At 33.2% G+C, this 21,929-nt stretch carries 25 protein-coding genes; 17 read left to right on the forward strand and 8 right to left on the reverse strand.

The window, feature by feature from the left end; genetic code table 11:
• Positions 1-21 precede the first annotated feature (21 nt).
• Entirely contained in the window at positions 22-1,566 is a 1,545-nt protein-coding gene (locus tag GKZ86_RS21465; protein WP_154785107.1) for a patatin-like phospholipase family protein, read from the forward strand.
• Between the two features lies 1 nt (position 1,567).
• Here the strand turns inward: GKZ86_RS21465 and GKZ86_RS21470 are convergent, their stop codons facing one another.
• Positions 1,568-2,122 carry a cysteine hydrolase family protein gene (locus tag GKZ86_RS21470; protein WP_154785108.1) on the reverse strand — a complete coding sequence of 185 codons (555 nt, stop codon included), beginning with the start codon at positions 2,120-2,122 and terminating at the stop codon, positions 1,568-1,570.
• 50 nt (positions 2,123-2,172) lie between these two features.
• Positions 2,173-2,778: a DapH/DapD/GlmU-related protein gene (locus GKZ86_RS21475; RefSeq protein WP_154785109.1), complete on the reverse strand. Its 606-nt coding sequence runs from the start codon at positions 2,776-2,778 to the stop codon at positions 2,173-2,175.
• A 323-nt stretch (positions 2,779-3,101) separates the two neighbouring features.
• On the opposite strand from GKZ86_RS21475, the gene serS reads away from it, so the two are divergent.
• The 7 genes from serS (at position 3,102) to proC (ending at position 10,115) form a co-directional block, all read left to right on the forward strand.
• Positions 3,102-4,373, forward strand: a complete 1,272-nt coding sequence (gene serS, locus GKZ86_RS21480) for a serine--tRNA ligase (RefSeq protein WP_154785110.1) — start codon at positions 3,102-3,104, stop codon at positions 4,371-4,373.
• Positions 4,374-4,455: 82 nt separating this feature from the next.
• Positions 4,456-6,237, forward strand: coding sequence for a tetratricopeptide repeat protein (locus GKZ86_RS21485; RefSeq protein ID WP_154785111.1), 1,782 nt, complete (start codon positions 4,456-4,458; stop codon positions 6,235-6,237).
• Positions 6,238-6,381: 144 nt separating this feature from the next.
• Positions 6,382-6,693 carry a DUF4286 family protein gene (locus GKZ86_RS21490; RefSeq protein ID WP_154785112.1) on the forward strand — a complete coding sequence of 104 codons (312 nt, stop codon included), beginning with the start codon at positions 6,382-6,384 and terminating at the stop codon, positions 6,691-6,693.
• Positions 6,694-6,746: 53 nt separating this feature from the next.
• Positions 6,747-7,067, forward strand: a complete 321-nt coding sequence (locus tag GKZ86_RS21495) for a hypothetical protein (RefSeq protein ID WP_154785113.1) — start codon at positions 6,747-6,749, stop codon at positions 7,065-7,067.
• Positions 7,068-7,120: 53 nt separating this feature from the next.
• A complete protein-coding gene (gene rsmA / locus GKZ86_RS21500) occupies positions 7,121-7,906 on the forward strand; it encodes a 16S rRNA (adenine(1518)-N(6)/adenine(1519)-N(6))-dimethyltransferase RsmA (protein ID WP_154785114.1) in 786 nt (261 codons plus the stop codon).
• Positions 7,890-9,239: a magnesium transporter gene (gene mgtE / locus GKZ86_RS21505; RefSeq protein ID WP_154785115.1), complete on the forward strand. Its 1,350-nt coding sequence runs from the start codon at positions 7,890-7,892 to the stop codon at positions 9,237-9,239. The genes rsmA and mgtE overlap by 17 nt, the downstream gene beginning before the upstream one ends.
• A 99-nt stretch (positions 9,240-9,338) precedes the next feature.
• Positions 9,339-10,115 carry a pyrroline-5-carboxylate reductase gene (gene proC / locus GKZ86_RS21510; RefSeq protein ID WP_154785116.1) on the forward strand — a complete coding sequence of 259 codons (777 nt, stop codon included), beginning with the start codon at positions 9,339-9,341 and terminating at the stop codon, positions 10,113-10,115.
• A gap of 240 nt (positions 10,116-10,355) precedes the next feature.
• On the opposite strand, the gene GKZ86_RS21515 is transcribed toward proC, so the two are convergent.
• From GKZ86_RS21515 to GKZ86_RS21535, 5 genes are read right to left on the reverse strand one after another with little or no spacing between them, the layout of a single operon-like run.
• Positions 10,356-10,655 carry an antibiotic biosynthesis monooxygenase gene (locus GKZ86_RS21515; RefSeq protein WP_154785117.1) on the reverse strand — a complete coding sequence of 100 codons (300 nt, stop codon included), beginning with the start codon at positions 10,653-10,655 and terminating at the stop codon, positions 10,356-10,358.
• A gap of 18 nt (positions 10,656-10,673) precedes the next feature.
• Positions 10,674-11,081, reverse strand: coding sequence for a cytochrome c (locus GKZ86_RS21520; RefSeq protein WP_194632512.1), 408 nt, complete (start codon positions 11,079-11,081; stop codon positions 10,674-10,676).
• 26 nt (positions 11,082-11,107) lie between these two features.
• Positions 11,108-11,647 (reverse strand): hypothetical protein, encoded by a 540-nt coding sequence (locus GKZ86_RS21525; RefSeq protein ID WP_154785119.1) that lies wholly within the window; start codon positions 11,645-11,647, stop codon positions 11,108-11,110.
• Between the two features lie 4 nt (positions 11,648-11,651).
• Positions 11,652-12,794 (reverse strand): Na+/H+ antiporter NhaA, encoded by a 1,143-nt coding sequence (gene nhaA, locus GKZ86_RS21530; RefSeq protein ID WP_154785120.1) that lies wholly within the window; start codon positions 12,792-12,794, stop codon positions 11,652-11,654.
• Between the two features lie 14 nt (positions 12,795-12,808).
• A complete protein-coding gene (locus GKZ86_RS21535) occupies positions 12,809-13,501 on the reverse strand; it encodes an aspartate/glutamate racemase family protein (RefSeq protein WP_154785121.1) in 693 nt (230 codons plus the stop codon).
• A gap of 108 nt (positions 13,502-13,609) precedes the next feature.
• Here GKZ86_RS21535 and GKZ86_RS21540 point away from each other — a divergent pair, with 108 nt between their 5' ends.
• The 4 genes from GKZ86_RS21540 to GKZ86_RS21555 all read left to right on the forward strand — a co-directional run bounded on the left by GKZ86_RS21540 (position 13,610) and on the right by GKZ86_RS21555 (position 15,937).
• The gene (locus tag GKZ86_RS21540; RefSeq protein ID WP_154785122.1) at positions 13,610-14,572 is read left to right on the forward strand and encodes a 2-hydroxyacid dehydrogenase; all 963 of its coding nucleotides are present in this window, start codon (positions 13,610-13,612) and stop codon (positions 14,570-14,572) included.
• Positions 14,573-14,769: 197 nt separating this feature from the next.
• Positions 14,770-15,153, forward strand: a complete 384-nt coding sequence (locus GKZ86_RS21545; protein WP_154785123.1) for a DUF4234 domain-containing protein — start codon at positions 14,770-14,772, stop codon at positions 15,151-15,153.
• Between the two features lie 127 nt (positions 15,154-15,280).
• Positions 15,281-15,592, forward strand: coding sequence for a DUF2752 domain-containing protein (locus GKZ86_RS21550; protein ID WP_228526586.1), 312 nt, complete (start codon positions 15,281-15,283; stop codon positions 15,590-15,592).
• Positions 15,593-15,676: 84 nt separating this feature from the next.
• Complete coding sequence (locus GKZ86_RS21555) at positions 15,677-15,937, forward strand: TM2 domain-containing protein (RefSeq protein ID WP_154785124.1); 261 nt, start codon at positions 15,677-15,679, stop codon at positions 15,935-15,937.
• Between the two features lie 146 nt (positions 15,938-16,083).
• On the opposite strand, the gene GKZ86_RS21560 is transcribed toward GKZ86_RS21555, so the two are convergent.
• Positions 16,084-17,886 carry a lysophospholipid acyltransferase family protein gene (locus tag GKZ86_RS21560; RefSeq protein ID WP_154785125.1) on the reverse strand — a complete coding sequence of 601 codons (1,803 nt, stop codon included), beginning with the start codon at positions 17,884-17,886 and terminating at the stop codon, positions 16,084-16,086.
• 118 nt (positions 17,887-18,004) lie between these two features.
• Here GKZ86_RS21560 and GKZ86_RS21565 point away from each other — a divergent pair, with 118 nt between their 5' ends.
• The 5 genes from GKZ86_RS21565 to GKZ86_RS21585 all read left to right on the forward strand — a co-directional run bounded on the left by GKZ86_RS21565 (position 18,005) and on the right by GKZ86_RS21585 (position 21,854).
• Positions 18,005-18,766: an exodeoxyribonuclease III gene (locus tag GKZ86_RS21565; protein WP_154785126.1), complete on the forward strand. Its 762-nt coding sequence runs from the start codon at positions 18,005-18,007 to the stop codon at positions 18,764-18,766.
• Positions 18,767-18,910: 144 nt separating this feature from the next.
• Positions 18,911-19,855 (forward strand): OmpA family protein, encoded by a 945-nt coding sequence (locus tag GKZ86_RS21570; protein WP_154785127.1) that lies wholly within the window; start codon positions 18,911-18,913, stop codon positions 19,853-19,855.
• A gap of 206 nt (positions 19,856-20,061) precedes the next feature.
• Entirely contained in the window at positions 20,062-20,313 is a 252-nt protein-coding gene (locus GKZ86_RS21575; RefSeq protein ID WP_154785128.1) for a hypothetical protein, read from the forward strand.
• A complete protein-coding gene (locus GKZ86_RS21580) occupies positions 20,306-20,605 on the forward strand; it encodes a type II toxin-antitoxin system RelE/ParE family toxin (RefSeq protein ID WP_154785129.1) in 300 nt (99 codons plus the stop codon). Before GKZ86_RS21575 ends, GKZ86_RS21580 begins: the two co-directional genes overlap by 8 nt.
• Before the next feature lie 211 nt (positions 20,606-20,816).
• Complete coding sequence (locus GKZ86_RS21585; RefSeq protein WP_154785130.1) at positions 20,817-21,854, forward strand: NADP(H)-dependent aldo-keto reductase; 1,038 nt, start codon at positions 20,817-20,819, stop codon at positions 21,852-21,854.
• Positions 21,855-21,929 lie beyond the last annotated feature (75 nt).

Genomic DNA, 21,929 nt, shown 5'->3' on the forward strand with positions numbered 1-21,929 from the left:
TAGCGATTAAAAAAGCGACAAATGAGATATAAATACTGCCATATATTGCTTTTTCTTATTCTCCAAACAGGATTTTCCCAAAATAAAATCAACCTGTTTTCAGAAATCAATTATAATTCCATTCCGTCTGTATCCTTAAGTGATTACAAGTCTGTTCAGGAACGCGATTCGAGATATCAAAATCCTAATATTGCATTGGGAATAGGCATTTCGGGCGGCGGTTCAAGAGCACAGTTTTTTAGCATGGGCGTTCTTTTAGGATTAGAAGAAATTCAGGAAAACAATTCGCAGCGTAATTTTCTCAATGAAATCGATTATTTCTCAACGGTTTCCGGAGGCTGTTATTCTGCCGGATATTATTTAACGATCCTGAAAAACAAACTCCATTATGATAACTGCACCTTCAACGAGTTTTATTTTTCTAAAGCCGACGCTTATAAAGATTACGTAGATAAATCGGCCAACATTTTGTCGCTTCTTAATAATAGCCGAAACGAAAAAGGAGATAAAATATCGATGACACAACGACTCGATTCTGAGGTTTTGCAATATGATATTCTGAATCCTGAAAATCCTGATAAATTTAAAACCCAAATGCTTTTATCTGATTTTTTTATTCCCAAAGAAAGTAAAAGCGAACCATATCTTCCCATAATGGTTGCCAACGGAACCGCATACAACAACGGGGAGCGAATTCCGTTTATGCCGCATATTATAAAAAGCCTGAATTTAAATTCATCCTTGGCGCCCAATAAAGCTCCTATTTCATTAAATGAAAATCAAATAAACGATGGTTATAATTTTCCGCTTACTTATGCCATTACCGCAAGTTCTGCTTTTCCGGGAGTGCTTCCTAAAGTGAAATTCGGAGTTAAAAACCAGAGTAAAATATTGTGTATTATCGACGGAGGCGCTTCAGACAATACTGGCTATAAAACTTTAATAGAATTACTGTCTAATGATTCGAAAGTTGAGAATAAAAACAAAAAAGCACTTTTTATCGATTGTTTGGGACAGGGAAAAAAGGAACCTTACATCAACGATGAAAAAATTAGATTGATCACATTGTTGGAAACCGCGTCTTTGTACACCGTTCAAACCCGATATATGACTTTTGAAAGAGATGTAGAAAATTTACTGGATCGGTACAAAATACCGACCTCAAATTATAAGGTTATTGGTTTTACTACTTTACGTGATTATTTGCTTAAAATGAAAAAAGACGAAACCTATGAAAATGCAGTAACCGAACTAAAAAACTCAGATGATGATTATGATGGCTGGTTGAAAATCTTCAATAAATTTAAGCTTGAATTAATAGATAAATTTGGAGAACCGAGTTTTAAAAAAGATAAAGATGGCGAGATCATTTTAGCCACATTATCAAGAGATAAATTCAATGCATTAACAGCTTCGCAAATCTTAATTCTATATGAATTTACCTCTCACGTTGAAACCAGACTTCGAATAAACCCTGATGAAAGAGAAATGTTGTTGCTGTCCGGGCGCGTCGCTTCATTTTTAAAAACCAATGAATTGAAGGAATTATTGTTAGAATATAAATGATTTAAGAATTCTCCCATTCATCAATAGTCAATACATCGGCAGAACGAAGAAAAACTTTTGTGGTTAATACACGATGCACTTCTTCATCACGATCTGCACAGCCATCAGACAAAATAGTGATTTTATAATCTTTATCAGCGGCTTCGGTTGTAGTTGATAAAACAATTCCGCTTGTGGCATAACCCGTAAGAACAAGATGTTTAATATCTTTCGATCTTAAAACGACTTCTAACTCACTTCCTGTAAAAGCACTTATGCGACGTTTAATAACATGCACGTCATTTTCTTGTGGCTTTAATGCCGGATGAACTTTGGTAAATTCCTCAAAATTAATATTGTCAATATGTTCTCTAGTTGCTGCAAAAGTTTTGTTGTTTGTGCTAATCTCTGATGCTCCGTTTTTGAAACCAAGAGTTGCATAAATAATTGGGATGTTTTTACTTCTGGCAACGGTTATTGCTTTCGCTACATTTTCTACAAGAGCCGCCGAATCCGGAAGGTTGGCCAATATTGCCGGTTGCATGTCCATTACTAATAAAGCTGTATTTTGATTCATTTTGATGAATTTTAAATGATATAGTTTTTTGGGAATGTTTTAGAAAAGGTTTAAACGACTTGTTCGATCAATTCTAATCTTTTTACAATAGAATTTTTGGCTAATATTGTTCCTGGCGATAATACGGCATTTGCCCCAATTCGGGAGTTATCTCCAATTAATGACCCAAACTTATCTGAATTTGTTTCTATAATTTCCGAATTATAAAGTACAGAGATTTTCTTGATAGCTCTTTCATTATAATGATTTGCGGCTATTGAACCTGCTTCAAAATTGATGTTTCTGCCAATAATACTGTTTCCAATATAATTAAAATGAGCAACTGCAGTGTTAGAACAAATAATACTGCTTTTGATTTCGCAACCCGGACCAATTTTTACAGATTCGTCTAAATAAACGCCTTCTCTAAAATAAGCATTTGCGCCGATATAGCAATTTTTGCCAATTATGGCGGGTTGTTTTATAGTAACGTTATTTTCAATAATAGCCGATTTATGAATCGCAACCTGATCTTTAATGACAAAATCATCACCAAGCGTTAGAATTATTTTTTCGATTATATGCTTGAGATCATTCGTAATAAGCCAAGGTTCTGATTGTGGAAGACCTTTGAAAGTTGCTGAAAAATCTTCAATAAAATGGTCAATAGGAATCATATTTCAATTTTAATTGCAATTTAGTTATTTCTTTTTGTTTTGAAGATGTTAAATATTTCACAGAGATACACAAAGTTTTTCACAAAGCTTCGCGAAGTATTATTTTTAAATAAAAACTTTGTGTATCTCTGTGCAATCTTTGCGAAATAACGCCAACGTCGATAGAAATACGAAAAAACTTTGTGGATCTCTATGTAATCTTTGCACATCTCTGTAGAATAACAGAGAATTAACTTTTCCTGCCAAACTTTGTCGTATTCTTAGCAAACATTTCCTTAAATTTGCTTCCTTTATATAAAAATACTAGTTATAAAAACCAAGCTATGTTACAAATCGCATTTATTAGAGAGAATCAGGAGAAAGTAATCAAGGCTTTAGCAAAACGAAATATCGATGCTAAAAGCGTTGTTGAAGAAGTGGTGCAATTAGATGAAAACCGTCGCGCTGCGCAAGTAGAATTAGACAATACTTTATCTGAATCTAATAAATTGTCCAAAGATATAGGGGAACTGATGAAAGCCGGAGAGAAATCAAAAGCTGCAATCTTAAAAGAAAAAACAGTTTCACTAAAAGAAAAAAGCAAAGAATTAGCTGAAAAAGCAGAAGCTCTTGCAACCGAATTGACAAACAAATTATACACGTTACCAAATCTTCCGGCTGATATTGTTCCTGAAGGAAAAACTCCGGATGATAATTTGAATGTTTTTCAGGAAGGTGATATTCCGGTTTTGCATGAAGGTGCACAACCTCACTGGGAATTGGTAAAGAAATACGACATCATCGATTTTGAATTAGGTGTGAAAATCACAGGTGCAGGATTTCCTGTTTATAAAGGAAAAGGAGCTCGTTTGCAACGCGCTTTAATCAACTATTTTTTAGATAAAAATACTGCTGCAGGATATAATGAAGTTCAGGTGCCGCATTTGGTAAACGAAGCTTCAGGTTACGGAACAGGACAATTGCCGGATAAAGAAGGACAAATGTACCATTCTACAATTGATGATTTATATTTGATTCCAACCGCTGAGGTTCCTGTTACGAATTTATTCCGTGATGTACTTTTAAGCGAAAGCGAATTACCGGTTTTACATACCGCATATACACCATGTTTCCGTCGTGAAGCAGGTTCTTACGGAGCGCACGTTCGTGGATTAAATCGTTTGCACCAATTCGATAAAGTAGAAATCGTACGTATCGAACATCCTGATAAGTCTTATGAAGCACTTGACGGAATGGTAGAACACGTAAAAGATATTTTAAAAGAATTGAAATTGCCATACAGAGTTTTACGCTTATGCGGAGGTGATATGGGTTTCACATCGGCTTTGACTTATGATTTTGAAGTATTTTCTACAGCGCAGGATCGTTGGTTAGAAATTAGTTCAGTTTCTAACTTCGAAACTTTTCAGGCAAATCGTTTGAAATTACGTTTTAAAGATAAAGACGGAAAAAACCAATTGGCACATACTTTGAACGGAAGTTCATTGGCTTTGCCAAGAGTTTTGGCAGGAATATTAGAAAATTACCAAACGCCGGAAGGAATCGTAATTCCAGAAGTTTTACGCCCGTACTGCGGATTTGATATTATAAACTAAATTTTAGTAATTTAGAGTTAAACCTAACAGGTTTTAAAACCTGTTAGGTTTGTTAATTAAGTACCACACTAAAAACTGAAATATGAAAAACATCTTTATCTATATCGTTTTGTTGTGGTCTACTTTTGCGCTGGCACAAAATGAGCAACTTGCTCAATATTACTACGATAAAGGCGATTTTGAAAAAGCAAAAATCAGTTACGAACAGCTTTTAAACAGTTCACCGTCTAACACCCAATTTTTTTTAAGAACAGTCGATTGTTATCAGCAATTGCAACAATTTGAAGTTGCCCAAAAAGCAATTCAGGAACGCTATAACCGATACAAACAAGGTGTTTTTTTAGTAGAACTTGGGTATAATTTTCAATTGCAGAAAAACGATTCCAAAGCTAAAAGCTATTATGAGCAGGCTCTCGAAAAAATCAAAACAAACCCGAACGATGTTTACGGAATTGCAAGTTCATTCGAGAAAAAGGTTTTGCTGGAGTATGCTTTAAAAGCCTATCAAACCGCAATGCAGATTCAGCCGAATTTCAATTTCAATTTTCAAATAGGAATGTTATACGGTCAGTTAGGAAAGACAGATTTGATGATCGATCTTTTATTGACAGAATCATTTCAGAATCCACAAAATTCAAATTTAATTCAGACCCAATTAGCGCGTTTCATGAACGGTGAAACCGATAATACCGCTTTTAAAGATGCAATGCGAAAAGCATTAATCCTGAAAACGCAAAAAGATCAGGATGTGTTTTGGAACCATTATTTGAGTTGGTTTTATGTACAGCAAAAAGAATTCGGTAAAGCTTTTATTCAGGAAAAAGCAATTTACAAACGCGAACCTGAATCGTTAATGAGCATAGTTAATCTAAGTCAGTTTGCGATGAATGAAGATGACACCGAAACTGCATCGGAGATTTTGAATTTTATTCTTCTAAATACCAAAGATTTAGATCTGTTAATTCAGACGAATGCCAATTTAATGGAAATTAAAATTGATAAAGCACAGGAAAAAGATTATCCCGCAATTAGTACAGAATTACAACAATTGCTGACAACCTATGAAATAAGTCCTAATACCTTATCTTTGCAAATAATTCAGGCGCATTTCCTGGCTTTTAATTTAAAAAAGACAGAAGAAGCCAAAACAATTTTAAAGAAAGCCTTAACGCTTAATTTAAATGATTATCAGCAAGCAGATGCTAAAATGGAATTGGCGGATATTTTGCTTTTAGAAGAAAAGTTCAATCAGGCACTAATTTATTATTCGCAAATTCAATTGGATTTAAAGAATGATGTCATGTCGCATGAAGCAAGTTTAAAAGCCGCAAAAACTAGTTATTTTAAAACTGATTTTGAATGGGCTTTAAAACAATTTAAAGAATTAAAATCGGCCAGCACACAATTGATAGCCAACGATGCTCTTGAATATTTTTTATTGATAAATGATAACACCGTTGCTGATTCGACACAAACAGCTTTAAAGCAATTTGCAAAAGGTGATTTTTTAATTTATCAAAATAAAAAACCAGAAGCAATTGCACAGTTTCAAAACATATTGAAAAGCTTTAAAGGGCAGGAAATAGAAGCTGTAACAATGTTGCGTTTAGGTAAAATTTATGAAAGTCAAAAAGATTTCACTTCGGCGTTAAGCCAGTACCAGCAAATCATTGACCATCATAGCGACGGGATTTATGTAGATGAAGCGCTGTTTTTTTCGGCAGAAATTTACAACGACGAATTGAAAGATACAGAAAAGGCAAAACCCTTGTATGAAAAGGTAATTTTTAATCATCAGGATAGTATTTACTTTGTTGATGCAAGAAAAAAATACAGGGAATTGAGAGGAGACAAGAATTTATAGTTTGGTTTAATTGGTTATTTGTTTAACCGGTTAACCGAAAAACGATTAAAGAAGAAGAATTAGTAATATGATGATTTGCATAAGATTTTAAGATTCAAAAACCTCAGAATCTTAGAACCTCAGAATCTCAGAAACTTTAAAAAAATGATTATTTACAACGTTACTACCAATATACACGAAAGCGTTCACGACCGATGGTTAAAATGGATGCAGGAAAAACACATACCGGAAATTCTGGCAACACAAAAATTTTCTTCAGCAAGAATTGTTAGGGTTTTAATCGAAGAAGAAATGGGCGGAATTACCTATTCTGTTCAATATGTTACCGATAGTAAAGAAACCTTGGAACAATATTACATAGAAGACGAACCGAAATTTCACAAAGAAGCTTTAGGATTATTTGCAGATAAAATGCTTTCCTTCAGAACGGAGTTGGAAGTTATTTCGGAACATTAAATTTAGTTTTCAGTGTCAGTTTTAAGTTTTTTTAAAATAGAATTTCAAATTATATGAAATATAAAAAATTATCTGATTACGATATTTTTTTAAGAGGACAGCTGATAGTTAATTTGCCGGTTATATTTATTATACTAATAATTGGCTTTGGGCTAAGTATGTATGTTGATCTGCGTTTTAAAACAGCTATGATTATTGGGGTTGTTTTAGGATGGATTTATTGGAGTTTTTCTGTGAAGAAATGGATTCAATGGGCAGTTGCAAATGATGTAGATGAGGAGAGATTAGTGAGAATTGGAAAAAGAGGATTGTTAGTTTGGAGCAAAAGTACTGTCGAAACTGTTACCAAACATAATAGAACACCTTTCATATAAATAAAGACTTTGCGTCTTAGTGCCTTTATGGCAAGGCAAAACATAAATAAAAAATGGAAAAAGTAAAAGCCAAAAAACATTTAGGACAACATTTCCTGAAAGACGAAAGTATCGCTAAAGCAATTGCCGATACTTTGAGCTTAAAAGGATACGATGAGGTTTTAGAAATAGGACCGGGGATGGGTGTGTTGACTAAGTATTTGCTTGAAAAACCTGTAAATACACACGTAATTGAGATTGACACAGAATCTGTGGTGTATTTAGGTGAAAATTATCCAAAATTAAAAGATCAGATTATCTCTCAGGATTTTCTGAAATACAATATTAATGAAGTTTACAAAGACAAACAGTTTGCTATAATTGGAAACTTTCCATACAATATTTCGACTCAGATCGTTTTCAGGACTTTAGAGTTCAGAGATCAGATCCCTGAGTTTTCAGGAATGTTTCAGAAAGAAGTAGCAGAACGAATTTGCGAGAAAAAAGGCTCTAAAGCGTACGGAATCTTATCTGTATTAGCACAGGCTTTCTATATTACAGAGTACTTGTTTACTGTTGACGAAAATGTTTTTATTCCTCCGCCCAAGGTCAAGTCGGGTGTGATGAAAATGACCCGAAAGGAAGATTACAGTCTTCCGTGTGGTGAAAAGTTGTTCTTTACTGTGGTGAAAACTGCTTTTCAGCAAAGACGAAAAACATTACGTAACAGTTTGAAAACATTAAATTTAACTGATGATTTGCGATTAGACACTATCTTTGATAAACGTCCCGAGCAACTTAGTGTAGAAGAATTTATTGAACTGACTCAAAAAATAGAAGCCGATGGAGTTCAAAGTTAGCAAAGAATTAATACAACAACTAGAAGAGCACATTGTTAAGAAAAACGACAAAGAACTTGAAGTTTTACTTAACGATTTGCACCACGCTGATATTGCCGAAATCCTGGATGAACTGGATTTCGACGAAGCAACCTATATTTTTAAGGTTTTAGATAGTGATAAAACCGCCGAGATTCTTCTTGAACTAGAAGATGATTTGCGTGAGAACATCTTAAGCCGACTTTCGCCTAAGGAAATTGCAGAAGAGCTTGATGAGCTTGAAACGAATGATGCGGCAGATATTATCGCTGAACTTTCTCAGGAAATCAAAGCCGAAGTAATCTCTGAAATGATTGACGTTGAGCACGCAAAAGACATTGTCGATTTGTTGCGTTACGACGAAAATTCTGCTGGAGGTTTGATGGGGAAAGAGTTGGTAAAAGTCAACGAAAATTGGAATGTACTTACTTGTGTGAAAGAAATGCGTATTCAGGCAGAAAACGTTTCGCGCGTACATTCGATTTATGTTGTTGATGATGAAAACCGCCTAAAAGGAAGGTTATCACTTAAAGATTTATTGACAACTTCAACAAAAACACAAATCGGAGATATTTATATTCGAAAATTAAATTTCGTAAATGTAGATACTGAAGATGTTGAGGTTGCGCGTATCATGCAGAAATACGACTTAGAAGCAATTCCTGTAGTTGATGAACTCGGTCGTTTAGTGGGAAGAATTACCATTGATGATATCGTAGATGTAATCAAGGACGAAGCCGATAAAGATTACCAGTTAGCGGCGGGTATTACACAAGACGTTGAATCTAATGACAGCGTTCTCGAATTGACCAAAGCGCGTTTGCCGTGGCTTTTAATTGGTATGGTGATTGAGATTGTAGCTTCGTTTGTATTGAAAGGAAATGAAGAAGTTTTTAAACTCCATTCCACTTTAATTATTTTTGTGCCTTTGCTTTCGGCAACTGCAGGAAATATTGGAGTTCAGGCATCAGCAATTGTGGTGCAGGGATTAGCAAACGGAACATTAAAAGAATTTAGCCGCGGATATTTTAGCAAAGAAATTACCGTTTCTATGATTTCGGGAACCATTATCTCATTGCTTTTACTGGGATATCATTCGATTATGTATCAACAATATTTAGTGGGATTTGCGATTTCAATTTCGATGATTGTAGTTATTTTATTTGCTGCAACATTAGGAACTTTAGTACCGCTTTTTTTACATAAAAACAAAATAGATCCCGCAATTGCAACAGGTCCGTTTATTACAACAACCAATGACGTTTTTGGAATTATGCTCTACTTTGGAGTAGCCAAACTGATTCTTGGGGTTTAAGTTTTGCAACAAATTAATAGATTAGAGTGATTTAAAATCTATAAAATCTGCGTAATTTGTGGCTGAAAAATAAGCTATTAACCAGCCAACAAACAAGTAATGAAAGTACACATCATAGGAGGAGGAAATCTTGGGGTTTCTATTGCCTTGGGAATTGCTAAATTCTCAAAAAGCAATCAGGTTACAGTAACAAGAAGAAACATTGCTGCTATTCAGTATTTAACAGAATATGGCATTACGGTTTCATCAGATAACAAACATAATATTCAGGAAGCAGATGTCGTTGTTTTAACTATAAAACCTTATCAGGTTGATACTGTTTTGGCTGAGATTTTACCCGTTATAAAAGGCAAAACCATTGCTTCGGCAGTAAGTGGATTATCTTTAGACGTACTTCAGTCAAAAACCAATAACGAATATCCTGTAATTCGAATTATGCCAAATATCGCGGCACAGTTTGGAGAATCGGCAACTTGTATTTCTTTCCCTGAAAAAGATAGAGAAAAAGCTTTGCCAATTGTTGATTTATTTCAGGATTTAGGAACAGCTCCGGTTATCGATGAAAAATTGATGGATGCTGCAACGGTTTTAGGCGCGTGCGGAACAGCTTATGCGTTAAGATATATTCGTGCTTCTATGCAAGCCGGAATCGAAATTGGTTTCGATTCGCAAACGGCGTTGGCAATTGCAGCGCAAACCGTAAAAGGAGCCGCAAAAATGTTGTTAGAGGAGAAAGTGCATCCGGAACAACTAATCGATCGTGTAACGACGCCTCAGGGCTGTACAATCGTTGGTTTAAACGAAATGGAACATAATGGCTTTAGTTCATCTTTAATTAAAGGAATTAAAACTTCGTTGAAACAGATTAAAGGATAGATTTTTACTAAAATTCCAATATTAAAAATTCCAAATTCCAAAAACTATAAAGTTGGAGTTTGGAATTTTGTTTTTAAACGAATTGGTGTTTTTGTGTCATTTCGACGGAGTAGAAATCACATAAAGAAACTCGACAAGATTGAAGATTTTCTTTGCGAAATAACTAGTGTCATTCAGAGAAACGAGGAATGACAAATATTCTGGATTATTGAGATTTGAAATTTCTAAATTAGAATTTAATCATGCAAAAACCTCAAAATGTTCTACTTTCTCTTCAAACTCTAAAAGAAAATTACGGTCTTCCGGATAATATTTTGCTTTTTCAAAGTCTTCGCCTGCAAAGTTTTTAATGACTTCCAGGTTTTCCCAATAGGTAATAAGCGTATAATGAGCTTCATTATTTTTGATGTTTCTTAGAAAAGATAATTTTATAAAGCCAGGTGTTTTTGAATAATCGGGAATAGCCGTTTTTATTGTAAAAGCAGTATAAGTCTCGTAATCTTCAATTCGTGTTTTTCCGTGCCAGATTCTTGCAATCATGATAATTAAGTTTTAAAGTTAATTGTTGCAGTACTCAATTAAGCCAGCAATTTCATTTTCGTTTAAAGTTTTTGAGAATGTCATTTTATGATAATCAATTCCATATAATTCAATTTTGCTGCTGTCAATTTTATTTTCTCTGTTAGTTAACCATTTTACGAAAACCAAAGAATCTATCTCTCTAAGTGCAGGTCCGGTATATCTTGCATATTTTTTATGACAAGCAGCGCAATTGGCATTAAATATATTTTTGCCTTGCAACCCGTTTTCTGTGAATTTATGTGTTCCGCAAAAATCAAATGGAACAGGCATTTTGCAAACAAAAGCTGTAGAAGGCTTATATGTTTTTATTTGATATAAAATAACTCCAACAAGTATAATAATAAGTATTATTGAAGGAAGGAGTATTTGTTTGATTCTATTCATTTTATAATATTTGAATTTAAAAAACATCACTTCCTAATCAACTGAATATACTTTCTTCCACATTCTGAGATCTTAGTGTAAGAATTCATTGAGTTTCCATAATTCTGAATTGTCAGCGTATCTTTCACATAACTTGCATCAATTCCAACGGGAATTTCTAATTCTTTTGGAGCTGTTTTAGAATCAGAGATTGAATCAGTTTCTTCTTCATCGCTTATTTCACCTTTGTATTCATCCCATTTTATTCCTTCTAAAACCAAATATTTTTCTCCGGATTCATTTGTAGAAAAACGCACTTTACCACTTATGTTTCTTGATTTTGTTTGTAAAATATAAAAATAGCCGGTTTTAAGTTCCATTATTGAAATAGAAACAGAACAATCATTATTATTATCAGTTATTGTTTCGTAATATCCTCCAATAAATTCTTCATTTTTCTTATATTTAGAAATACCATAATCTTTAGAATTATGTTTTTTAATAATTTGATCCGATTTTTTATTGTTGCAGGATGAAATGATTAAAAATGAAAAGATTACAAGCCAAATTTTATTAATTGAATTCATATTGCTATACTGTTTTTTTAGACAAGATATATTTCAAATAAACAAAACCAAAGACTCCGGAAAGTAAGGAAGCAATTAGAATGGCAATTTTAGAAAAAACAATAACTTCAGGATCTTTAAAAGCTAAAATAGTAATGAAAATAGACATCGTAAAACCAATTCCACCCAACATTCCGGCGCCTAAAATATGAGTCCATTTCAGTTTTTTCGGTAATGCACAATAGCCTGCACTAACTCCCATAAAAGAGAAAAGCAAGATTCCTAAAGGTTTTCCAATTACTAATCCCAAAATAATTCCCAGAGCATTTGGGTGATTTAATCCCTGATGCCAATTTGTTTCAATGGCGATACACGTATTTGCTACAGCAAATAAGGGCAATATAAAAAACGCAACGGGTTTGTGTAAAAAATGCTGCAATTTATACGAAGCAGATTTTTCTCCACCATCTCCAAACGGAATTACAAAAGCTAATATAACGCCCGTAATTGTAGCATGAACCCCGGAATTCAGCATAAAATACCACATCGCAACACCACCAATTAAATACGGAATAAGATTATAGACTTTCAATCGGTTTAAACCGAACAAAAATGCCCAGATTCCTAAAGCAACAGCAAGATTTGCAAAAGATATTGAAGTAGTATAAAAAACAGCAATTACTATAATGGCGCCCAAATCATCAATAACCGCCAATGCGGTTAAAAACACTTTTAACGATGCAGGAACTTTATTTCCTAAAAGAGATAAAATTCCAATTGCGAAAGCAATATCCGTCGCCATCGGAATTCCCGCTCCATTTTGAGTAGTTGTTCCGTAATTTAAGGCTAAAAATATAGCAGCCGGAACCAACATTCCGCCAAAAGCAGCCATGATTGGTAAAGATGCGTTTTTGATGCTAGATAATTCTCCATGATAAATTTCACGTTCCAGTTCAAGACCAATTAACAAAAAGAAAATAGTCATTAAACCATCATTAATCCAATGCGTGATCGAATGTCCGCCCAAATCTTTTTCCCAAAGCGAAATATATTCGATCTGAAATGGAGAGTTGGCGAGATAAAGCGAAAGAATAGTCACAAAAAGCAACAACAGTCCGCCTGATTTTTCGTTTTCAAAAAAAGATTTAAAAGTTTTGGTTAATTTCATTTTGACTTTGATATTTATTTCAGCGCAAATTCAACTGCTTTTTTCGCATGAATTTCTGCTGTCTTAAACAATTTAGCGTTTGTAAATTCATTTGTAACCAGTAATTCAATTTCGGTACAGCCCAGAATAATTCCTTCGGCTCCTTGATCAACTAAATCAGTTATTATTTCTAAAAAGATGTTTCTTGAATCATTGCTTATTATTCCTTTTACCAATTCGCCATATATAATTTGATGAATATTGGCTCTTTGTTTTTCATTCGGAATTATGGTTTCTATTTTATGATTGTGAAGTAAACGATCTTTAAAAAAAGCCTGTTCCATTGTAAATGACGTACCTAATAAACCTATTTTTTTAATACCGTCTTTTACAATTTCTTCAGCTGCCGTATCAACAATATGAAGCAATGGTATCGAAACATTTTTTTCTATTTCATCAGATAATTTATGCATCGTATTGGTACATAAAACAATAAAATCAGCTCCGGCTTTTTCGAGTTTTTGAGCAGCTTCAACCATTAATTCTCCTAGTTTATCCCATTTCTCTTCTTTTTGCAAAATTGCAATTTCATCGAAATCGACAGAATACAATAAAGATTTAGCAGAATGAACCCCTCCAAGTTTTTCCTGAATGCCGCGGTTTATTATTTGATAGTACAAAGCAGAACTTTCCCAAGACATTCCGCCAATTAAACCAATTGTTTTCATAAAATACCCTTTTATGCGAATTTACGCATTTCTTGCCGAATTGATTTTGATAAAATAATAAACAGCTATTTTTTTGTTACTTTGTTTCTTCAATTAAAGTTTCAATTTATGAGCATCAAAATTCTACATATCGACAGCAATCATCCTATTCTTTGGGCACAATTAGAAGAAGCGGGTTTTGAAAATCACGCTGATTTTAAATCATCAAAAGAAGAAATCGAGGCTAAAATTCAGGATTATAACGGAATCGTAATTCGAAGCCGTTTTAAAATTGATAAAACCTTTTTAGACAAAGCCACCAATCTTCAGTTTATTGCCAGAGTGGGCGCGGGTTTAGAAAGTATTGATTGTGAGTATGCTGAAGCAAAAGGAATTCATTTGATTGCGGCTCCTGAAGGTAATCGCAACGCTGTTGCAGAACATTCATTGGGTGTAATTTTGTCATTATTCAATAATTTAAATCAGGCTGATGCCGAGATAAAATCAGGCCAATGGAATCGCGAAAGTAATCGCGGTCACGAACTTGACGGAAAAACGGTTGGAATTATCGGTTATGGAAACATGGGAAAAGCCTTTGCTAAAAAACTGCGCGGTTTTGATGTTGATGTTTTGTTTCATGATATTTTAGAAAATGTGGGAGATGAAAATGCCAAACAGGTTTCGTTAAAAGAATTGCAGCAAAAAGCAGATGTTTTGAGTTTACATCTTCCGTGGACTCCGGAAACAGATAAAATGGTCGATACTAATTTTATAAATGCGTTTTCTAAGCCATTTTGGATTATAAATACTTCGCGCGGTAAAAACATCGTTACGGCAGATTTAGTTAGCGCCATGAAGTCAAAAAAGGTTCTGGGAGCAGGTTTGGATGTTTTGGAGTATGAGAAATTATCTTTTGAAACACTTTTTCAGGATAAAAACACTCCGGAAGCATTTCAGTATTTATTAGAAGCTAAAAATGTTTTGTTGACGCCTCATATTGCGGGTTGGACTTTTGAAAGTCACGAACGTCTGGCACAGGTTATTGTAAATAAAATTAAAACGCTTTATGGCGATGAAGCCAATGAGCGCTAAGAATTAATAAGTTATGTTTTTCATCATTTATCCTTTGGTTTTTAATAACAAGTTTTTTCTCTACAAAGTAGCATTGATAATTAGTTTTTAAGATTATTTTTTTTTAATATTGTTTTCGAATTTTAACAAAATTTTTAAAAAGGAGAAGCCGAAAATCCAAAATAGAGTAGGATAAATAATTATTTTAACGAACAAAAATGGAAAACAATTTACAAGAAACATCTAATAATTTTAATGAGCCAATTCCAGTATTCAAAGTAGATCCTATTATGGTATTAGTGCTTGGTTTTTTGACTTGCGGTTTATATTTAATTTATTGGAATATTAAAGTATCTGAAGTTTTTAATGCTGTAGCAGAGAGAGAAGTAATTTCTCAGCCAATAGCAATATTTGCTGGATGCTGTATGCCGGTAAATATTTATTTTTACTATTTAGCAGGAAAAGAAGCTTTGCCAAAAGTATATGAAAGAACAGGTGAACTTCAAAAAGACCAATCTACTTTATTAATTGTATTAGGTTTCTTTTTTCCTATTGCAGCAGCAATGATCGTACAAGGTGATATCAACAGATTATACAAATAATAGCAGAGTAAAGCGTAAAATTTATGCAATTATTGGTGCATCAATAACGTTGATAGTTCCATTTTTTTTAATGCTTCACAATCACAATAACCATTTAGAATCTGATCAGTCTTTTTGTCCTTTTAAAATGTTAACTGGTTTTCCTTGTCCGGGTTGTGGTATCACTAAATCATTAGTGTATTTCTATCAGGGCGATATTTATAAATCTCTTAGTTATCATATTTTGGGGCCTTTTGTTATCTTATTTTGTTGGCTTACGATCATCGTATTGACAACAGAGATTATAACTAAAAAAGAATATTTTACAGGGCTTCTGTATAATAGAAAACTAGCCTATAATATGGCTTATTTTTTAGCTTTTTATCATTTAATAAGACTTGTTCTTTTTATTAAAAATAATTCTTTTGATGATATATTACATCAGTCAATCTGGTTCTGAAAACATAATTAAATCCCATTTGCAGCAGCGAATGGGTTTTTTTGAATTGAAATGATTTACACTTAAAATTTAAAAAATTAGAATATGGGAAATTCACAATCAGAGTTTGGAAACGCCGGACAAGAGAATAAAAAAGTTGTTGCCGGAATTTTGGCAATCTTAATAGGATCATTAGGGATTCATAAATTTTATTTAGGATATACTAAAGAAGGACTTATTCAGCTAATTTTAGGACTTATTGGTATTGGAGGTCTTATTGGTTTAATTGAAGGGATTATTTACCTGACAAAAACTGATGAAGATTTTTACCAGACCTATCAGGTAGGTCAAAAGGGTTGGTTCTAAAAATATAATAAACCATCTCAAAAATTATGAGATGCGTTTTTCTTTTATATTTTGAAGATTTCACGCTAGTTTATAAATAAAAATTGTAACAAAAAATCCCATTTGCCTAGGCAAATGGGATTTTTGAATTTTATAATGATTTACAATTAATCTTCTTTCTCAGATAATTTACGTTCCAATTCTATTTGAAACTCTTCAATAACCGGTTTCATAGTGCTTTCAGGAATATCTGCGATTCTAATATACATTAAACCGTCAATAGCGTTGTTAAATAAAGGATCGACGTTAAACGCAACAACACGTGCATTTTGTTTGATGTATTTTTTAATCAGAACAGGCAAACGTAAATTTCCTGGTTCTAATTCGTCAATAATTTTATCAAATTTATTTAAGTCTGATTCTGCTTCATCGAAGATAAAGTCTTTATCGGCATCCTTTAATTTTACTTTATAAGCTTTTTTCGGATGAATATATTGTGCGATATAAGGATCGTAATAATTCGATTTCATAAACTCAATCATCAACGATTTAGAAAAGTCTGAAAATTGATTACTGATACTTACTCCGCCTAATAAATATTTGTGTTCAGGATAACGTAATGTTGTGTGAATAATACCTTTCCATAACAAGAATAAAGGCATTGGTTTTTGCTGATATTCTTTTACGATAAAAGCACGTCCCATTTCGATAGATTTATGCATCATATCGTGCAATTCAGGTTCAAATCTAAAAAGATCATTTAAGTAGAAACCTTCAATTCCGAATTTCGGGTAAATTTCAGAACCTAATCCCATTCGGTAAGCACCTGCAATTCTTTTAGTTTCATCATCCCACAAAAACATGTGGTGATAATATTGGTCAAATTTATCTAAATCGATAGATTCATTGGTTCCTTCTCCAACTTCACGGAAAGTAATTTCACGTAAACGGCCAATTTCATGTAAAATATTCGGAATAGATTTCGCCGTTGCAAAAAATACTTCATAGTTTTTACTTTGCAATAAACGACAATCGCTGCCTCTTAAAGCATTTACTTCGTCAAGCATTTTAGATTCACTTGCCGGCGTAACAATTTTTTTAGGCGCTTTTGGTATTTTAAGACTTGTTGTATCAATTAATTTGGTATCCTTTTCAAAAGGATTTGCCAACATGTAGGTTTTCTTTCTTAAGAATTCACAATATTCTTCAAACGATTCGATTTCGTTTTGTTCGTTTACCGAAATTGGCTTACCAATACGAACTTTAATGACACGATCTTTTTGAGTTAACAATTCCGATGGCAATTTTGCAGTACGCAAAGTATCATCTATTTTAGAAAGCCAGTAAAATAATTTGCTGTTTTTAGCATGGAAGTAAATAGGAACTACAGGAACTTTTGCTTTTCTGATTAATTTTAAAGCACCTTCTTCCCAAGGTTTATCAACCATTAATTTTCCGTCTTTGTAAGTCGAAACTTCTCCGGCAGGAAAAATACCCAAAGGTTTTCCATCGCTTAAGTGGCGTAAAGTTTCTTTGATTCCAACAACGCTCGATTTAGCATCCTTATGATTTTCAAAAGGATTAACCGGCATGATGTATTTCTTTAATGGTACAATACGATGTAATAAAAAGTTGGCAATAATTTTGAAATTTGGTTCTCTTTCAAGCATTAATTTCAAAAGTAAAATACCATCAATTCCTCCAAGTGGATGATTTGAAATAGTAATATAAGCGCCATCTTTAGGTAAACGTTTTAAATCTTCTTCCGGAATCTCAAATTTAATTTGCAATTCATCCAATATTCCGTTTAAAAAAGCAACGTCTTCTAAATGTTTATTATGATCGTATATTTTATTCAGGGTCGATATCTTAAGAACCTTCATAAGAATCCAGCCAGAAAAAGTACCAAAAACTCCGTACTTCTCAACATTTATTGCTTTTGCAACTTCTTTCGCGGTAACTAAACCCATGTACTATTTTTAATTTATTAGAGCAGCGAACAAAGATAACAAAAAACTCTACTTTTCGTTGATTCAAACACAAACTTTCCACTTTTTTATTACATTTGGATTCCTAAAAAAAACTTGAATGAAAATTATTTCTTATAACGTAAACGGAATCAGAGCCGCAATTTCAAAAGGATTTATCGAATGGTTACGACAAGCAAATCCAGATGTTATTTGTCTTCAGGAAATCAAAGCAACACAAGAGCAAATTCCCGTAGATGCTATTACTGATGCCGGTTATCCATATCAATATTATTATCCTGCAACAAAAAAAGGATATAGTGGAGTAGCAATTTTATCTAAAATAAAACCTAATAATGTGGTTTTCGGAACCGGAATTCATCACATGGATTTTGAAGGTCGTAATCTTCGTGCTGATTTTGACGATTGTTCTGTAATGAGTTTATATCTTCCGTCAGGAACAAATATTGAAAGATTAGACCATAAATTTATGTTTATGGATGATTTTCAGAATTATGTTAACGAGCTTAAACTAACAATTCCAAATTTGATTATTTGTGGCGATTACAACATTTGCCATGAAGCGATAGATATTCATGATCCGGTTCGTAATAAAACGGTTTCAGGATTTTTACCTGCAGAACGTGCCTGGCTTGATGGTTTTATGAAATCTGGTTTTGTTGATAGTTTCCGTCATTTCAATAAAGATCCGCATCATTATTCATGGTGGAGTTACCGTGCAGGAGCGAGAGGAAATAATAAAGGATGGCGTATTGATTATAATCTGGTAAGTGATTCTTTGCAGCATAAATTAAAACGTGCAGTAATTTTGCCAGATGCAGTACATTCAGATCATTGTCCGGTTTTGGTAGAAATTGAATAAGTTTGGTATTGTTCTTGTTAGGTGAATAGTGATTTATGAGGGATCGCAGTTTAAGAGTTGTTTTTTGAAATTTTAAAAAAACACTCTCGCTAAAACAAGATATTTTGAATTATTAATATACCCCAAATAAAAACCAAAATTAAAATGATTAAAAAAACTTCCATCGGATTACTGGTTTTAGCTTTGTCTATGACTTCGTGCGTGTCCAAGAAAATTTACAATGATCTTGAATCAAAATATTCAGATCTGAAAAAAGAAAATCGTTCTATTGCTGATCAGAATGCTGATTTGCAAAAATCCAAAAATGAATTAGAACTAGATCGTGATAAACTAACCAAGGATTTGGCTAGTACGAAAGATGATCTTGCAAAACAAAAAGCAGATCTTGCTGCTGAGCAAAGAAAATACAAAGTATTGCAGGATTCATACAATGCATTAGAGAAAAACAGCAACGATGCATTAGAAAGCAATATGGCTAAAAACCGTGAATTGTTAGCACAATTAGAAGCAAAATCTAAAAAATTAGCTGAAGAACAAGCACGTTTAGATAAAACAGCAAGTCGTTTGAACGAACTTGAAGCGATGATTGCTGCGAAAGAAGCTGCAATGAAAAAACTAAAAGAAACTTTATCTAAAGCGTTAAACGGTTTTGAAGGAAAAGGTTTGACAGTTGAACAGAAAAATGGAAAAGTTTATGTTTCTATGGAAAATAAATTACTTTTCAATTCAGGAAGCTGGGCAGTTGGTACCGAAGGTAGAAGAGCAGTTGTAGAATTAGGAAAAGTTTTAGGAGATAATCCGGATCTTTCGGTTCTTATTGAAGGACATACAGATGATGATCCGTATGCGGGTTCAGGTCCAATTGCAAACAACTGGGATTTATCAACTAAAAGAGCTACTGCAATTGTGGGAATCTTAAGTGAAAACACTAAAATCAATAAACAAAAATTAACAGCTGCAGGTCGTAGCGAATTTTCTCCGTTGGCAAGTAATGCTACTCCGGAAGGAAAAGCTAAAAACCGTAGAATCGAAATCATCTTAACACCAAGATTAGATGAAATCGCTGAAATGTTAAATAGTATAAATTAAGGTGCTAAGGTTCTGAGGAACTAAGGTGCTAAGATATAAGGCTCAGAGTTTTTAACTTTGAGCCTTTTTTGTTCTTGCAAAGTTTTCAAAAACTCGCACTAGTAAAAGAATAAAGCCAATCTGTATGGTTTTAGAATTTGGATTTTTTTAAATTGAAATTTTCTATCTTATTATTTTTGTAACTTTGAATTATAAAAAGGCTAATTATGGGACTTCCGGAATTAAAAGATAAAATACGAAATCAATTAGATTTAGCAGACGAAAGAGTATTAAGAATTGTTTCTTCAGTTTTTGATAATTATTTAAATGAAGTAGTATCTTACGATGTTGGTGGGAATCCTTTAACATTATCTGAATATCAAAATAAAGTAGAAGAAGGATTGAATGATGTAAAATATAATCGGATAATTTCGAAAGAAGATTTAGCTAAAGAAATGCAAGATTGGGATAATGAGTAATAATAAATTTGAAATTTTTTGGACACTTAATGCAAAAGAAGATTTAAAAGAAATTTATGTTTCATTAAAGAAAAGTACTTCTAAAGAAACGGCGCTTAAAATTCGAGATGAATTATTTAATAGTACAGAAGATATTGTTTTTGTAGAGCAATTTCAATTTGATGAATACAGATTTGATTGCCGAAGAATGATAATAAGAAATTATAAGATTCTGTATCAATTTAAAGAAAATTCGATTTTTGTGATTAGGATTTTTAATTCATTTCAAAACCCTATGAAAAGTTTAAAATAAGAAAAGGTTCAAGGTAAAACTTTGAACCTTTTCTAGTTATAGCTTAGCTTCTTAGAACCTTAGGGACTCAGAAAGTTAAAAAAATCTTGTAATTTTTTTAACTTTTGTCGAATTTTCATTTGAAAAATACAGTTGTACCTTTGAAGCTTTATTATTCAAAAGAGAAACTTAGAACCTTAGTAACTCAGCATCTTAGCACCTTAGAAAAAAAATGAAATACACTACAATTCCAAACACCGATATAAAAGTTAGTAAAATATGTCTCGGGACAATGACATTCGGACGACAAAACACAGAATCTGATGGTCATGCTCAAATGGATTACGCGCTTGAAAGAGGTGTGAACTTTTTTGATACTGCCGAAATGTATTCAGTTCCGGCAAGCGAAGCCACTTACGGAAACACAGAAAAAATCATTGGGACCTGGTTTAAAAAATCAGGAAATCGCGATAAAGTTGTTTTAGCATCTAAAATTGCCGGACCAAACGCAAGTTTTGGCTATATGCGTGAAAAAATCGATTTCTCGCCTGCAAGTATTAAATATGCTTTAGAAAATAGCTTAAAACGTCTTCAAACAGATTATATTGATATTTATCAGATGCATTGGCCGGAACGAAAAACCAATTATTTCGGACAACGTGCTTTTAAAGTTCAGGATGATGCCTGGGAAGATAATTTTAGAGAGGTTCTTGAAACTTTTGACGGATTAATTAAAGAAGGGAAAATTAAACATATTGGTGTTTCAAATGAAAATGCCTGGGGAATGATGCGTTTTCTTGAGGAAAGTAAATATCAAAACCTTCCGAGAATCAAAACAGTTCAAAATCCTTATAATTTACTGAATCGCCTTTTTGAAGTTGGTTCTGCCGAAGTTTCGATGCATGAAAATGTTGGTTTATTGGCGTATTCTCCATTAGGTTTCGGAACTTTAACCGGTAAATTTTTAACTGGAGAAGAACATCCAAACGCCAGAGTTAAACTTTTTCCGCAATATACACGATACGCCAGCGAGCAATGTACGCAGGCAACACGTCTATATCAGGAAATCGCTCACAAACACGGATTAACGTTGACACAACTTGCGCTAGGTTTTGTATTACAACAGCCTTTTGTAACAAGTGCTATTATTGGAGCAACAACATTAGAACAATTAAAAGAAAATATCGATACAATTGATGTTGTTCTTTCTAAAGAAATTTTAGCAGAAATTGATAAAGTTCAGGCTATTATTCCTGATCCCGCACCATAATTAGAGATTTTTAAATAAACACAAATTCCACAAATTATCACGGACTGATCTGTGTTAATTTGTGGAATTTTTTTA

The sequence above is a fragment of the Flavobacterium sp. LC2016-13 genome (assembly GCF_009707955.1).
In the GTDB taxonomy this organism is placed as follows: Bacteria; Bacteroidota; Bacteroidia; order Flavobacteriales; family Flavobacteriaceae; genus Flavobacterium.

Bases quoted from the DNA above. Each gene is read 5' to 3' on its own strand.
- GKZ86_RS21465 (WP_154785107.1), top strand. From the start codon at position 22: ATGAGATATAAATACTGCCATATATTGCTTTTTCTTATTCTCCAAACA.
- GKZ86_RS21470 (WP_154785108.1), bottom strand. From the start codon at position 2,122: ATGAATCAAAATACAGCTTTATTAGTAATGGACATGCAACCGGCAATA.
- GKZ86_RS21475 (WP_154785109.1), bottom strand. From the start codon at position 2,778: ATGATTCCTATTGACCATTTTATTGAAGATTTTTCAGCAACTTTCAAA.
- serS (WP_154785110.1), top strand. From the start codon at position 3,102: ATGTTACAAATCGCATTTATTAGAGAGAATCAGGAGAAAGTAATCAAG.
- GKZ86_RS21485 (WP_154785111.1), top strand. From the start codon at position 4,456: ATGAAAAACATCTTTATCTATATCGTTTTGTTGTGGTCTACTTTTGCG.
- GKZ86_RS21490 (WP_154785112.1), top strand. From the start codon at position 6,382: ATGATTATTTACAACGTTACTACCAATATACACGAAAGCGTTCACGAC.
- GKZ86_RS21495 (WP_154785113.1), top strand. From the start codon at position 6,747: ATGAAATATAAAAAATTATCTGATTACGATATTTTTTTAAGAGGACAG.
- rsmA (WP_154785114.1), top strand. From the start codon at position 7,121: ATGGAAAAAGTAAAAGCCAAAAAACATTTAGGACAACATTTCCTGAAA.
- mgtE (WP_154785115.1), top strand. From the start codon at position 7,890: ATGGAGTTCAAAGTTAGCAAAGAATTAATACAACAACTAGAAGAGCAC.
- proC (WP_154785116.1), top strand. From the start codon at position 9,339: ATGAAAGTACACATCATAGGAGGAGGAAATCTTGGGGTTTCTATTGCC.
- GKZ86_RS21515 (WP_154785117.1), bottom strand. From the start codon at position 10,655: ATGATTGCAAGAATCTGGCACGGAAAAACACGAATTGAAGATTACGAG.
- GKZ86_RS21520 (WP_194632512.1), bottom strand. From the start codon at position 11,081: ATGAATAGAATCAAACAAATACTCCTTCCTTCAATAATACTTATTATT.
- GKZ86_RS21525 (WP_154785119.1), bottom strand. From the start codon at position 11,647: ATGAATTCAATTAATAAAATTTGGCTTGTAATCTTTTCATTTTTAATC.
- nhaA (WP_154785120.1), bottom strand. From the start codon at position 12,794: ATGAAATTAACCAAAACTTTTAAATCTTTTTTTGAAAACGAAAAATCA.
- GKZ86_RS21535 (WP_154785121.1), bottom strand. From the start codon at position 13,501: ATGAAAACAATTGGTTTAATTGGCGGAATGTCTTGGGAAAGTTCTGCT.
- GKZ86_RS21540 (WP_154785122.1), top strand. From the start codon at position 13,610: ATGAGCATCAAAATTCTACATATCGACAGCAATCATCCTATTCTTTGG.
- GKZ86_RS21545 (WP_154785123.1), top strand. From the start codon at position 14,770: ATGGAAAACAATTTACAAGAAACATCTAATAATTTTAATGAGCCAATT.
- GKZ86_RS21550 (WP_228526586.1), top strand. From the start codon at position 15,281: ATGTTAACTGGTTTTCCTTGTCCGGGTTGTGGTATCACTAAATCATTA.
- GKZ86_RS21555 (WP_154785124.1), top strand. From the start codon at position 15,677: ATGGGAAATTCACAATCAGAGTTTGGAAACGCCGGACAAGAGAATAAA.
- GKZ86_RS21560 (WP_154785125.1), bottom strand. From the start codon at position 17,886: ATGGGTTTAGTTACCGCGAAAGAAGTTGCAAAAGCAATAAATGTTGAG.
- GKZ86_RS21565 (WP_154785126.1), top strand. From the start codon at position 18,005: ATGAAAATTATTTCTTATAACGTAAACGGAATCAGAGCCGCAATTTCA.
- GKZ86_RS21570 (WP_154785127.1), top strand. From the start codon at position 18,911: ATGATTAAAAAAACTTCCATCGGATTACTGGTTTTAGCTTTGTCTATG.
- GKZ86_RS21575 (WP_154785128.1), top strand. From the start codon at position 20,062: ATGGGACTTCCGGAATTAAAAGATAAAATACGAAATCAATTAGATTTA.
- GKZ86_RS21580 (WP_154785129.1), top strand. From the start codon at position 20,306: ATGAGTAATAATAAATTTGAAATTTTTTGGACACTTAATGCAAAAGAA.
- GKZ86_RS21585 (WP_154785130.1), top strand. From the start codon at position 20,817: ATGAAATACACTACAATTCCAAACACCGATATAAAAGTTAGTAAAATA.